Source organism: Candidatus Bathyarchaeia archaeon, from assembly GCA_038882715.1.
Taxonomy (GTDB): domain Archaea; phylum Thermoproteota; class Bathyarchaeia; order Bathyarchaeales; family DTEX01; genus DTEX01.
In genome coordinates, this window is sequence record JAVZNR010000005.1 from 53,491 (window position 1) to 66,141 (window position 12,651).

Sequence of the window (12,651 nt, forward strand, 5' to 3'; positions counted from 1 at the left end):
GTCTTTAAGAAAAATCTTAGAGTAATATAAGTTTAACGGCTTAGGAAAACCTATAAATGAATTCCTCAACATACCCCATTAATTTATCTAAGTCTATTTCTGGCTTAGGGATCTCTATCTCACCGCCCTCCTCCAGTACGCCAACATATATCTCATGCGGCTTTATACCGCTAGAGGAACACTTAGCACATATGGCAGCCCCCAAGCCAGTCGCCTCTGGAAAAGTGGCCTTTAAAACCCTGTTCTCAGGGAAGAGAGCTGAAAGAATGCTTAAGTAGACGTTGTTTTTCGCGAAGCCTCCTTGAACCACGATGTCGACTTTTCTCTTTTCCGTTATCAGGTTTATCGCCACATATGATTCTATTGCGAGGTACAGGTTTAGTAGGTGGTAAGCCTCATTAGCGCTTCTATTAAACGAGTCCCCTATTATTCTCGCCTTGGAACGCTGAAACTGCCCTGACCCCTCAACTAAGCCGGGCGCTATGAAATCTTCTTTCCTAGTCAAAATCCTATTTAAAACATTTTTGTCAAAGCCTATGTTATCGGGATTTACGGAGAACTTTTCTTTTATGATCGCAGTATAGTAATCGTATTCAAAACCTCCCTTAAATCTGGAGGCTCTTACCGGTCTACCGTAAGGATCTATATAGTATACTACGTCCCTGTATAGGTCGTCGCTCTTTGGATCGAATCTTTCTCCGGGGCACATGAAGACGCACCATGTTCCAGTAGATGCTAACAAAAATTCCCTGCCTCTAGTAAGATATGACAACAGGCAAGCGTTCGAATCATGTATTCCCGGACTTACGGTCATTTTTTGTCCGCCGATGTAGGTCTCTCCTAACGAGTCCCAAACATCGACCATTTTCGGCGATCTTTCATCGAACATTAAGCCTTCGGCAACATTGCTCCACCCACTTTTCCTTATATCGTAAAGGTAGGTGTGGCAGCCTACGCTCGTAATCTCGCTCGCTTTAAAGCCTGAAAGCATGTAGGTGAGGAACTGCGGTAGGAAAAGTATCTCATCTATTTCATTAAATGCTTCTCTAAAGCATTCCCTTATCCAATATATCTGTATCCCAGCGTTTAGGAGCTGCCCGTAGGGCGGGGTTCCAGTTGCCATATAAAGATCAAGTGGGCTACCAAATTCGCTATAAAATTTCTCCCTAACGCTTTTAGCAATCTCATGGTTATAAGATATCACGGGCAGCTTTAATGCTCCGTTGCTTAGGTTCGCTATTGTAGCCCCGAAGGTCGCTACTGATAACGCCTCAATTCTCCAATTCTTAGTAGCGTATAGGAGCCTATCCCTCATCCAGGAGACTATGGATTCAGCATCATCGCAGAGAATTCCATTAACCTTCACTTCATCTATTCTAGTTGTCTCGGAATAGATAGGCTTTAAATCTTCTGAGAATACTATGAATTTCTTATTTGATTTCCCTATATCAAAAGTTCCTATAGCCTTATACATAGGGGTGTCACAAGAATAAAATGCTACATGGCAAGAAATAATTTTTGCCCGTCACTTGGCATTGCTTTCGCCAGCCGATTTTTCAATCTCAGACATTTCTCTCCGCTCATCTTCACCAAGGGAGAGCGGTAACGTTTCTTCGCCATGCCTCTTAAAAATCCGCTCAAGTTGACGCTTCATAACATGTATGTTGCGGCTTAAGCCAAAATAATCGGCAAAATACTCTGTTGTTCTTAGAATGGAATCCTTGCCATCTTTCTCACGCGTAATTAGACCCAGCTCGATAAGCTCCTTAATATGCTGATAGGCATGTTTTCCCCTCACTTCAATCACCTGCTTCTGAGTTATAGGCTGCTTATAGGCTATGTAGGAGAGGGTTCTGAGCGGCCCAACTGTTAAGAGCGGCCTTACAGCTAGCCGCTTAACTCTATCAGAATAGTTGCTTTTAAGTTGCATGACAAACCTATGATCCTCGAGCTCGAGCACCTCCAGCGCCGTGTTACGCCGTTTATACTCCTCCACAAGCATCTTGGCAATCTTATGAACCTTTTTCTCGGAGTGGGAGCCTATAATGCTGCATAAAGTTTTGAGATCTAATGGTCTACCAGCCACGTATAATGCTGCCTCGATAATCCTCATCTTCTCCTCAACGTCTTTCCTGCTTTTTCCTCTTTCCTTTCTTTGAACTTGCCGCATTGATGTTGAGGATAAATTAGCTGTCAAAGCCGTCATCCATTACCCCCTCACCATTAAACGTTACATATATTTCGCCAAACTCTTCATGCTGCCATAACGTAACTATACCCCTCTGAGCCATGAACAAAAGTATTATAAAAACCCTTATCGCCTCATTCTTATCCGACCCATGTATAATCTTCGAAAACGTTACGATCTCCCCTCTCTCTAGGAGAAAACGGATTTTCTGAGATACTTCTTCAATTTTACTTTCAATCTCCATTAAATATGCACTTATAGTTGGGATTATTTCAGGCGGCGGAAGTATCGGCTTTTGAGCCACCTTAATTGATAGGAGACTCTCGCTCTGCAACGCTTCATTGAGAGCTTCAAGCAGGTTTTGTATCGTCGTAGTGGTAAGCTCGTAGCGTAATGGAAGCGTTAGTGGCGGAGGTATAAAATCGATGGCCGGCTTCGGGGACGGTGGAGGTTGAGGTTCCTCAAATTTCAACAATAAGCTAGATTTAAGAAGATATATTGAGGCTGACGAGTCTAGGGCGACACCGGAGGCTCTAAAATCTATGATCGCCCTTTGCTCCATCTCCTTAAGAAACGTAAGCAGAAGGAACGCTATGTCTATGCTCCATGGATTGATTTTCTGTAACCGTTGAAAATCAAACAATATGTCCCACGGCGGCTGAAGATAGAATGGTCTATTACCGGGTTTATCCACTCTAGGCAACCCCCTTAAATGTCATTGAGACAACGTGAGAAACCCCGTTTTGCCCATAGACCCCATACACTTTGTCGGCCTTACTGATCATTTCAGGCTTTAACGTTATAACTATGAACTGCAACTGCATTTTAGATGCCTCCTCAGCCAATAGTTCGCCTAGCCTCTCAACATGGAAGGCATCGAGGTGAGCATCTATTTCATCGAAGAGATAGAAGGATGCTGGTGAAAACTCCTGTAGGGCAAATAGAAAGGCGACCGCCGAGACAGATCTCTCTCCACTGCTAGCACCGCTTACAAGTATCGTATGCTTATTTGGAAATTGAACCACCATATCGACCCCACCGGCAAATGGATTATCTGGGTTCTCAAGCTTTAAGGAAGCCGCTCCTCCACCAGTCAACCTAGAAAAGTAGCTGTTCAACCGCTCATTTATCTTATTAAACGCCTCCATGAAGATCTTCATCTTTTTCTGCTCTATCTCCTCAATGAACTTTAAGATCGCTAATTTTTCTCTTTCAAGATCATTTAACCTCATAGACAGCTCCTTATATCGCGAAATCTGCTCCACATACTGGGTTTCAGCCAACTGATTAACAGCCCCTATACGTTCAACTTCGTTCAACATAGACTCCATCTGAAAGGCAATATCCTCATCACCATATCCTGAAAGATCAACTAATTCTACATCTTCGCACCCTAGCGTCTTTAATCGTTCTCTAAGTTGATCGACCCGCAAGTTTGCGGCCTGCAACTTCATCTCTAGATCATTAAGGATCTTGATCCCGTTTTCATACTCTTTTTCAAGAACCGCTAGCTCACTGTCTAAAGCATCTATCTCTGACATAAAGCTTTTAATTCTCTCTCTGAAACCGGAAATCTCTTCGGAGAGATTTTTCTCCAAATCTTCGAGCTCCCTAATTCTCCTACGGGTCTCAGCATCCTTTTTGACTGCTTCTTCAATCTCCTTCTCTAAACTGATGATTCGCGTTGAAACATCGTCTATTTGGGTAGCTAAATTCCCCAAGTTTCTCTTTAAAACAGAATCTACCTTCGACCTCTCTATCGATATTTCCGACTCTATTTTACTGTATTTATGTTTTAAAGCAACTATTTCATTGGCTATAGATTCACGTCTGGCATTTGCATCACGTATTTTGAGTAAATCTACTTCGCTCCTTAAGCGTTCAAGGTTTTCGCTTAAAGATTTCTCCTTCTCGTTTATCTCGCTGATTTTAGCTTCAAGCGAGCTTAAACGGACTTTATCTTCCTCTATTCTACTCAGTATGCTCTCTACGCTCTCTTCTACACGCTTAATCTGTACTTCAGATTGAGATACGCTTTTTCTAACCCTCTCGACCTCTCCCTCAAGCTTGATTAGAGATTCAGAAAGGCTCGCGATGTCTCCCTTAATTTTTGATATCTCGCTCTCCAATTCCGAAACTATATTCTCCCTATTCTCCAAATAGGTTCTAAGAGTTTTGACAGCCTGCTCCAAGTTTTTTAGGGCTTTTTCGCTTGGTATAAAAGAGGATATGTCAACTGGAGCCCTGTAAAAGCCGCTTTCGACGCCCCCGCCAGATTCGTAGAGGTCGCCGTTTAACGTGACCGCTCTGAAACCATCTTTTGAAGCCTTTATGGCGGCGTCTTCGCTTAGAGCTAATAATGTGTCGCCCAGAACAAAGTTTATAGCAGGCTCATAAATTTTCTCGCATTTAACGAAAGATAAGATCGAACCGCTAGCTCCATCAATACTGTCCGATTTAATTGTATTCTTATTCGCTGACAAACTATTTAACGGTATTATTTTCACTCTTCCAAGCTTCATGCGTTTTAATGTCTCTATGCATGTGAAGGCGACATTTAAATCATCAACTACGAGCGAGTCAAGCCAACCTGAAGCGGCGGCTTCAACAGCCTTCTCATATCCCTTCTCAATTTTTATCAGTTTCTTAAGCCTGCCATGTATGCCGCTTATAACGCCTAGAGCGCCCAGCTCCTCAAGGCTCTTTAGCGCAATTTCCTCCGAATCAATTTTGCTTATAAGGTCTTTACGCGCCTCAAACTCTATCAGCGCCTCCTTAGCTAATCCTGCAATCTTCCCGGCATTCTCCATTTCCCTTTCAATGAGCTCTTTTTGCTTAATACGTCTATCTAAAGCAGCCTGAAGTTTTTTCATTTGCTCTCTCTGATCGTTTAACACGCCCTCTAGATTCGCCAGCAGTTCGCAAAGCTTATTGTAAGACTCTTTTATTTCGTCTCTTTTAGATTTCAGGTCTTCAAGCCTTTGCATATAGATGCCCGATCTGGATTGAACCCTTCCGTATTCGCTCTCAACTTTCACTTTATCTTCACGGATTTGACTCAGCTGTCTCTCCGTGTCGCTGACCTGCTTAGATTTCTCTTCAAATATTAGCTTAATTTTAGACAGATCTTCTGAAAGCGAATCGAGAAGGGTTTGCTTTTCCGCTATCTCTTTATTAACTTGACTCAAAATCTCGGATAACCGCTTTATTTTCTCCTCGGACAGATAGATTTCCTTTTTTGTTTCCTCATACTGTTGTTGGAGATTTTCCCTGACGCTCCTTAATTTCTCGATTTCGGTTTTCCCACTATTAATCCTCACATTTAATTCATTAAGATTGGTTTTCAGGCCCTTGATCTCCATTTGAATCTCAATAATTTGCCCCCGCTTCTTCTCAATCTCATCAAAGCCAAGTTTCCGCATCTCGGCCTCTAGATCTCGGCGTTTAAGGCGAAGATTTTCTCTACGCTCCAATATCCTACTATTCTTCTCCTTTATCTCCGAGATCTCCCTCGAAATTTTTCCCGCCTCATCTTCAAGTCTTCTTATTTCTCTAGAAACTTTCATCGCCTCTAAACGGGCAATCTCGCGCTTAAGGAAATTGTAGCGTAAAAGGTTGTTTCGCTCCCTCTCTAAATCCTCAATCCTCTTCTGTATCTCGCTTATTTGTCCTAGAGCCGTCTTTATGGCTGTTTCAGCCTCCTTAAGCTTACTTTCAGCCTCCGCTTTCTCAGCGTCGTACTGCGCTATTCCAAGCATATCCTCAATAATTTTCCTTCTTTCAAGCGTTGATATTTCAGCCATACGCGTTAAGGTTCCCTGTAGGACGATGTTGTGCCCATAGGGGCTTATGCCAGCTACTGAAAGAATCTCTAACATGTGGTTTCTTGGGACTCTTCTGCCGTTTACCCTATATACGCTTTCACCGTTCTTGTCAATTTCACGGGATAGCGTGACGGTTGTCGTCTCAACGGGTAGTCGTCCATCAGAATTGTCAAATTGTATTGTTACTTTCGCCTCACTCTTCCTTATGCTAGATTTTTCTCCACCATTAAATATGAGGTTTGAAAAGTTCTCCGCCCTTAACCTCTTGGCGCTTAGCTCGCCTAAACAGAAAAGGATTGCGTCAATTATATTTGTCTTGCCGCTGCCGTTCGGTCCAGTTATTGCAATAAATCCCTTATCAAATGTTAATGTGGTTTTCTGGGCAAACGTTTTGAAACCGTTTATTTCGATGCGCTTGATGTACGGCATCTCCTCGCTGTTCTCCTAGAGCCGCATCATCTCTATATGTGGGCATACTATCAGTAATTCAATAAGCGTTATCATAATGCCATGATGCTTTCACTTTCCCTTTGATTCACGAATCTTTTCTGAGACCCGCCTAACGAAATCTCTTAATTCATTTTCTCCCCCATGCACAAGCACATATCCGTCTTCCTCAACCCTAATCTTTAAGCTGAGGTCGCTGGCTATGCTCTCAAGAGTCTCGAGCGTGGTTTCATCGGTTATCTTAACTCTAATCCATTTTTCATCCCTCGGAAAGCCTGGATGAAATCTTATTTGCACTCTTTCTTCGCTCTCCTCGCTCTCTAGGCTGCATAACCTCTTTAAAACCTCTTCAACATATTCTTCACCAAACTTATCTCTTGCAGCCGAAAGAACATAAGCCTCAACATTGCTTAAACATTCTTCAAGGCGAGATATATTCTCGGGCCGCGATCTATCAACTTTAAGAATCTCTAAAATAACTTTTGCGGATCGTAAATCATTAATCACGTTGGGCGGCACCATTCCGCCCCCTCTGAGGAGATCCGTAGTTACATCCGATAAAATCCTCCAACGAGCCTTCCAACTCATCGCTAAAACCCCACAGAACCAAATAAGATTGATACCATTATAAATGCATCGCTAGAAAAAGCACCATATTTCACAATATTTGGAGACTTTACAGAGCGAAATCTAGATTCAAGCAACATAACATCCCCTTTCATTTAATCCGGGGATGCGTAAATATTTATTTCTAACATGCTAATCTATATGAACATAAATGTTTGTCCTAAAAGATGTCTAAACTTAAGGTAGCGGAAACTGCCTCTGCGCTCTTAAAAAGCATTTAAGGCGGTGTATGACATATGCTTAACTCCAGCAAATTTAAGCAGGTAATGGTGCTTAGAGCCGATTTGAAGATGAGTCCAGGTAAAGCCGCCGCTCAAGCAAGCCACGCGGCTGTCTCGTCTTCCGAGGAAGCTAGAAAAAGCCATCCATCATGGTGGAGAGAATGGATTGAAAGTGGGCAATGTAAGATTGTACTGAAAGTTAATTCGGAGTCGGAACTGTTAAGCTTAAAGAGGAAAGCTGAGGAACTGGGTCTCCCAACAGCCCTAATCTCAGACATGGGTTTAACCGAGCTTGAGCCCGGCACGATAACGGCTTTAGGCATAGGTCCGGCTCCATCCGACTTAATCGATAAGGTTACGGGAAGCTTGCCGCTTTACTGAGGATCTAGCGATGCTTAAAGTGCCGGATATAGAAAAGGGTATTGGAATAGAGGTTTACGCTTCAAAAACGCAAGGTATAGGCGGGGTTATTAAGAGTTCACCGGAGGATTTTATTGTTGAAGAGATCTTGATAGACGGGTCTAAAGCGTCCGTTAGCCCGGAGGCTAACCTTGGGTCTTTCGCAGATCATGGACGGCACCTCATATGCGTTTTAATTAAAAGAGGCTGGGATACGCTTCTAGCAGTAGAGGAAATCTCAAAGTTGATAGGCGTTGATTCAAGCAGAGTAGGATTCGCCGGAATAAAGGACGCCAATGCGCTGACAGCCCAGTACATAAGCATAGGAGGAATGCCTCACAGCAAACTGGCCAGCATAAAAATTAAAGATGTTATTGTTAAGCCTCTAGGTTACTCTGACGAGGAGATTTCACCTAGAAAACTGTTCGGAAACATGTTCACGGTGAGAGTCAAGTCTATAAAGCTTAGAGAGAAGACAATTCAAAGCAGGATTAAAAAAATCTGCGGCGAATTAGATGATTTCGGCGGCATACCAAACTTTTTTGGGCATCAACGATTTGGAACAATTAGGCCGATAACTCATCTGGTTGGCAAAAGCGTACTTAAAGGTGATTTTGAAGGGGCTGTAATGATTTTCCTCTCTTACGTGAGCCCTTTTGAAGGCGCCAAGGCTAGGGAGGCTAGAAGGGATCTTCGTGAAAGCATGGATTTTAAAGCAGCGCTTAAGAGGTTCCCTAAAACCTTGGTGTATGAGAGAATAATCCTTAAACATCTTTTAAATGTTCCACGCGACTATTTAGGTGCTCTCTATAAGCTTCCGTTAAACTTTCGAAAGCTCTTCATACAGTCCTATCAATCTTATCTGTTTAACAGATTTTTAAGCGAGAGGATAAAGCGCGGGATGCCTTTAAGGGAGGCGCTTGTCGGCGATTACGCCGTAAAATTGAACAGTTTAGGGTTGCCTGAAAAGATCTTCGTTGAGGTTAAAGATAGTAATGTGGCGTATGTAAACGAGGAGATCAAAATGGGGCGAATGGCACTAGCGTTACCGCTTCTCGGATCAAAACAGCCTATGTCAAAAGGTTTACAGGGAGAAATTGAGGCTGAGATACTGGAGGAAGAGGGGTTATCTAGGGATGATTTTCAAAGAGCTAAGGCTCTTAAGGTTAATATTTTCGGCGGCTTAAGGGTAGCCCTAGAAAAAGTTATTGATCTGGGAACAAGAATTGTCTCGGAGAAAAAAGGGTCTTCGGTAAACTCTCCTGAATTTAAATTCATTCTTCACAAGGGGGCTTATGCAACTATACTTTTAAGGGAGTTTATGAAACCGAAGACTGATGAGCAGTTGGTTAAGAGCGGGTTTTAGCATGGTTTATGTATAATTTTCCATTAATTTGTATGAAAATCTGAGAAATCCTTTTATAATTGTGTGAGAAACCAGACCTTAACGTAAAGGTGACCCGGGCATGCTGCCCGCTTTAGAAGGACCTGAAAACAATAGATTGAGGGCTTTAACAGTAATAATCGTCTTGCTGATAATAGGATTTTTCGTCGCAGGTTACTTCGGCTACACTATGGGTTATAGAAGCGCCCTAGAGGAGATCAGTGGGCTGAAAAATCAAATCAGGGATCTTAAGACGGATCTCGAAACCCTGCGGTCCTCCTTAAACGCTGCGGTCCAAAGCATCCCTCAATACAGCGCCCTATTAAGCGAAAACGTTTCTCTTTCGCAGATTTACGAGCAGGTTAAAAACTCAGTCGTCATGATTAGGGGGTTAATACGGCAATACAGCCTTTTCGGCTACTATTATGAGCGGGTTCAGGGGTCCGGTTTCATCTATAACTTTACTGGTAGAATGGTTGTGATCACAAATTATCATGTGATTAGAAACGCCATGAATATAACTGTAACCTTCGCTAATGGGAATAGTTACGCTGCCAGCGTGCTCGGCTACGATCCATACGCTGACCTAGCAGTATTAGAGGCAGATGCGCCGGAAGAAGAATATTATCCGTTAGAAATAGTTAGCTCGTCAACCCTTAAAGTCGGCGACATAGTTTTAGCTGTTGGTAACCCGTATGGTTTAGCCGGATCTATGAGCGTGGGGATAGTTAGCGCTCTAGGCAGAACAATAAATGTTGAGATAGCTGGCGGCTATCCGATAGCTAACGTTATCCAGACGACTGTTCCGCTCAACCCCGGCAATTCAGGCGGCCCGCTTCTAAACATTAGGGGGCAAGTAGTGGGAATAACGACGGCAATAGTAAGCGGCTCCCAAGGCGTCAGCTTCGCCATACCATCCAACACTATACTACGAGAAATAAAGTTCCTAGTTGAGGAAGGATCGTATAATAGGCATCCGTGGCTCGGAGCCTCCGGAGTAGATATGACATACGAGATTGCAAAAGCTATGGGCACTAACGTAACTTATGGTTGGCTGATAACGCAGGTTATCAGCGGAAGCCCAGCTGATAAAGCTGGGCTTAGAGGCGGAACCAGAGTGGCTTATATAGCTGGCGAACGCGTGGTTATTGGCGGAGATATAATAATCGCGATAAACAACGTGAAGATCACCGGCATAGACGATCTATCGTCTTACTTAGAGGAAAACACGGCGCCAGGCCAAATAGTTAACATGACTATAATTAGAGGTAATGAGAAAATGATTCTTAAAGTGGAGTTGGGTTCAAGACCGCTAGGCTGAAGAACCTAGAGCTGCTTTATGGAGTTAACCTAAATCGGTCTCTTGGAAACAGGACTACCTCCCTAATGTTTCTTACGCCGGTTAGCATCATTACTAAGCGCTCAAGCCCTATCGCCCAGCCGGCGTGCGGAGGCATACCGTAATCAAAAACCTGAAGATGATACTTGAAGGACTCAGGGTTCAAGTTCTGCTCCTTTAGCCGCTTAATTAAGAGGTCTTTGTTGTGTATGCGTGTTCCACCGGAGGCTATTTCAATCCAATGCCACATTAAGTCGAAGCCCTCACTTATCTCGGGCTTATCATCTCTAGGCTTTATGTAAAATGGTTTAAGGCTTGTCGGCCAATCAACTATAAAGTAGAAGTATGGGTGCAACTTACCTAGAGTTCTATAAGCGACAGTTGGTATATCTTCACCCCAACTTATCTTTATCCCGTTTTCCCTTAACTCGTTAATGACTTCATCGTACGTTAGCCGCTTAAACGGAATACTTGGAGCTTCGATTTTATGCTTGAGTATTTCAAGCTCCCTTTGACATCTTTCATCGACTGTTCTGCACACATGTTGCAGGAGCCGTTCAGCTACTTCCATAACATCCTCGGCCGTTGCAAAAGCCTCCTCAATATCAACCGAAATGAACTCCGTTAGGTGCCGCCTAGTATGGGATTTCTCAGCTCTGAACGTTGGGCCTATTTCATAAACCTTCTCAAAATCTATTACGAGCTGCTCCTTATATAGCTGGGGGCTCTGAGCTAGGAAAGCTTCACGTTCAAAATACGCTACTGGGAAGAGATTTGCTCCTCCCTCGGTTGCGGTTGCAATTATCTTGGGCGTATGTATCTCGATGAAACCGTTTTTAGAGAAGAACTCTCTTATGGCTTCCAGCGCCACATGGCGTATTCGAAATATTGCTTGAGCCTCATCCCTTACAAGATCTAGGATTCTGGCATCAAGCCTAACATCTATGTCGGCTGGAGTTTTACCTGTAATGTCTAATGGAAGCGGCTGCTTCGCGGTGCTAAGGACGATTATGCTTTTAGGCACAACTTCGATTCCCCTAGGCGCCTTATCCATCCTTCTAACTATTCCTCTAACGCTTACGCAGTCTTGGCGCTGTAGCTCATCTATCTGCTCAATTATTTGCCTGTCAACCTCGTCTCTTGGAACAGTTATCTGTATTGTTCCCTCTTTATCTCTCAATAGTAGGAATTTTATTCCGCCTAAATCTCTAATCTCTTTTATCCAGCCAGTTAAAGTAACCTCTTTTCCATCGAGGTCGGGCGTTACTTCCATCGTGTAATGTGTTCTCTTCCAACCACGTGCTGCAATATTATAGCTCATGGTTTGCGCCCACCTAATCTGAAAATTCAACTCTAAGCGTTATCCCCTTAACTTTCCTCGCGATCTCCTTCATGGCATTAATGTTTAGCGAACCCCTCTTTTTGTCTTTCCCTTTAAGGATAACTCTTGTCTCAATTGAGCCGTCTGGAAGCCAAATCTTATTTATCGCTAGGACGGTTAAAGGAGCAAAAAGATCCTCAATAAACTTTCTCTCACTAGAATTATATTCTAACACTCGGACGCTTTTACCGGTTTTACTCTCTAAAAACTTGATGATCTTTCCACCATAACTTAATATCTTATTCATATCTCCTCTTCTAACCAGTATCGCAAGAATGTTGTCGGCTTCAATTGACCCGCGAAAATATACATCCTGAAGCAACGGATATTCATCTTCGATAGATACAAGTAAACGCGCGATCTCTAAATCCCGTTGGGTTACCTCTCCCCTCTCAATCTTTGCCCTGCATTTTTGACATAGTATTCCGCTTCTCAAGCAGAATTGACATAGTTCAGTTTTCACCTTCCTCTGATCCCTCCAAAAATAAAGGAGGGGCGGCGGAGCATAGTTTGGCAGAGGATTAGCGCACCAGCGTTATCTCTATTATGCTAACGTTCGCCGGAGCATTTCCACCGCTGGATTGAACTTGCTCAGTTCCTATACTGATGTTTCCTACCTTTACGTCTGGCAGAAATCTACGTCTAATAATTTCGACAACGTCCACCGCTCTGCTTATTGCCCGTCCCCTAGCTTTAATGCTTACTTCTTTTGCTCCGCCGTGAAATAATGTCAGGCAAGCTAAGACGTAGTTCATCACTGGTTTTCGTCCCACAAGTACTGAGTTGCTTTCAGGCAAGTTTACCGCCTCACTCCTTAATCGATTCATGCACTATTGTGACT

General features: G+C 43.3%; 11 protein-coding genes. 3 read left to right on the forward strand and 8 right to left on the reverse strand.

The features are described 5' to 3' along the window. Positions 1-40: 40 nt before the first annotated feature. The 5 genes from QXR61_04375 to QXR61_04395 form a co-directional block, all read right to left on the reverse strand. A complete protein-coding gene (locus QXR61_04375) occupies positions 41-1,474 on the reverse strand; it encodes an FGGY family carbohydrate kinase (GenBank protein ID MEM3757181.1) in 1,434 nt (477 codons plus the stop codon). Between the two features lie 51 nt (positions 1,475-1,525). Next, complete coding sequence (gene scpB / locus QXR61_04380) at positions 1,526-2,206, reverse strand: SMC-Scp complex subunit ScpB (GenBank protein ID MEM3757182.1); 681 nt, start codon at positions 2,204-2,206, stop codon at positions 1,526-1,528. Next, positions 2,187-2,882: a hypothetical protein gene (locus QXR61_04385; GenBank protein MEM3757183.1), complete on the reverse strand. Its 696-nt coding sequence runs from the start codon at positions 2,880-2,882 to the stop codon at positions 2,187-2,189. Before QXR61_04385 ends, scpB begins: the two co-directional genes overlap by 20 nt. Position 2,883: 1 nt before the next feature. Then, positions 2,884-6,441: a chromosome segregation protein SMC gene (smc, locus tag QXR61_04390; protein ID MEM3757184.1), complete on the reverse strand. Its 3,558-nt coding sequence runs from the start codon at positions 6,439-6,441 to the stop codon at positions 2,884-2,886. A 90-nt stretch (positions 6,442-6,531) separates the two neighbouring features. Further along, the gene (locus QXR61_04395) at positions 6,532-7,047 is read right to left on the reverse strand and encodes a DUF2096 family protein (protein MEM3757185.1); all 516 of its coding nucleotides are present in this window, start codon (positions 7,045-7,047) and stop codon (positions 6,532-6,534) included. Between the two features lie 275 nt (positions 7,048-7,322). Here QXR61_04395 and pth2 point away from each other — a divergent pair, with 275 nt between their 5' ends. The 3 genes from pth2 to QXR61_04410 all read left to right on the forward strand — a co-directional run bounded on the left by pth2 (position 7,323) and on the right by QXR61_04410 (position 10,411). After that, entirely contained in the window at positions 7,323-7,688 is a 366-nt protein-coding gene (pth2, locus tag QXR61_04400) for a peptidyl-tRNA hydrolase Pth2 (GenBank protein MEM3757186.1), read from the forward strand. A gap of 10 nt (positions 7,689-7,698) precedes the next feature. After that, entirely contained in the window at positions 7,699-9,072 is a 1,374-nt protein-coding gene (gene truD / locus QXR61_04405) for a tRNA pseudouridine(13) synthase TruD (GenBank protein MEM3757187.1), read from the forward strand. A gap of 100 nt (positions 9,073-9,172) precedes the next feature. Next, entirely contained in the window at positions 9,173-10,411 is a 1,239-nt protein-coding gene (locus tag QXR61_04410) for a trypsin-like peptidase domain-containing protein (GenBank protein MEM3757188.1), read from the forward strand. A gap of 16 nt (positions 10,412-10,427) precedes the next feature. Here QXR61_04410 and aspS read toward each other — a convergent pair whose 3' ends face one another. The 3 genes from aspS to albA are packed head-to-tail and all read right to left on the reverse strand — an operon-like array spanning position 10,428 to position 12,637. After that, positions 10,428-11,750 carry an aspartate--tRNA(Asn) ligase gene (gene aspS, locus QXR61_04415; GenBank protein MEM3757189.1) on the reverse strand — a complete coding sequence of 441 codons (1,323 nt, stop codon included), beginning with the start codon at positions 11,748-11,750 and terminating at the stop codon, positions 10,428-10,430. A gap of 13 nt (positions 11,751-11,763) precedes the next feature. Next, positions 11,764-12,273 carry a hypothetical protein gene (locus tag QXR61_04420; GenBank protein MEM3757190.1) on the reverse strand — a complete coding sequence of 170 codons (510 nt, stop codon included), beginning with the start codon at positions 12,271-12,273 and terminating at the stop codon, positions 11,764-11,766. 58 nt (positions 12,274-12,331) lie between these two features. Next, positions 12,332-12,637, reverse strand: coding sequence for a DNA-binding protein Alba (gene albA, locus QXR61_04425; protein ID MEM3757191.1), 306 nt, complete (start codon positions 12,635-12,637; stop codon positions 12,332-12,334). Positions 12,638-12,651 lie beyond the last annotated feature (14 nt).

Coding starts and splice junctions, on each gene's coding strand:
- aspS (MEM3757189.1), bottom strand. CDS start 11,750: ATGAGCTATAATATTGCAGCACGTGGTTGGAAGAGAACACATTACACG.
- albA (MEM3757191.1), bottom strand. CDS start 12,637: ATGAATCGATTAAGGAGTGAGGCGGTAAACTTGCCTGAAAGCAACTCA.
- scpB (MEM3757182.1), bottom strand. CDS start 2,206: ATGACGGCTTTGACAGCTAATTTATCCTCAACATCAATGCGGCAAGTT.
- QXR61_04395 (MEM3757185.1), bottom strand. CDS start 7,047: ATGAGTTGGAAGGCTCGTTGGAGGATTTTATCGGATGTAACTACGGAT.
- pth2 (MEM3757186.1), top strand. CDS start 7,323: ATGCTTAACTCCAGCAAATTTAAGCAGGTAATGGTGCTTAGAGCCGAT.
- QXR61_04375 (MEM3757181.1), bottom strand. CDS start 1,474: ATGTATAAGGCTATAGGAACTTTTGATATAGGGAAATCAAATAAGAAA.
- QXR61_04410 (MEM3757188.1), top strand. CDS start 9,173: ATGCTGCCCGCTTTAGAAGGACCTGAAAACAATAGATTGAGGGCTTTA.
- truD (MEM3757187.1), top strand. CDS start 7,699: ATGCTTAAAGTGCCGGATATAGAAAAGGGTATTGGAATAGAGGTTTAC.
- smc (MEM3757184.1), bottom strand. CDS start 6,441: ATGCCGTACATCAAGCGCATCGAAATAAACGGTTTCAAAACGTTTGCC.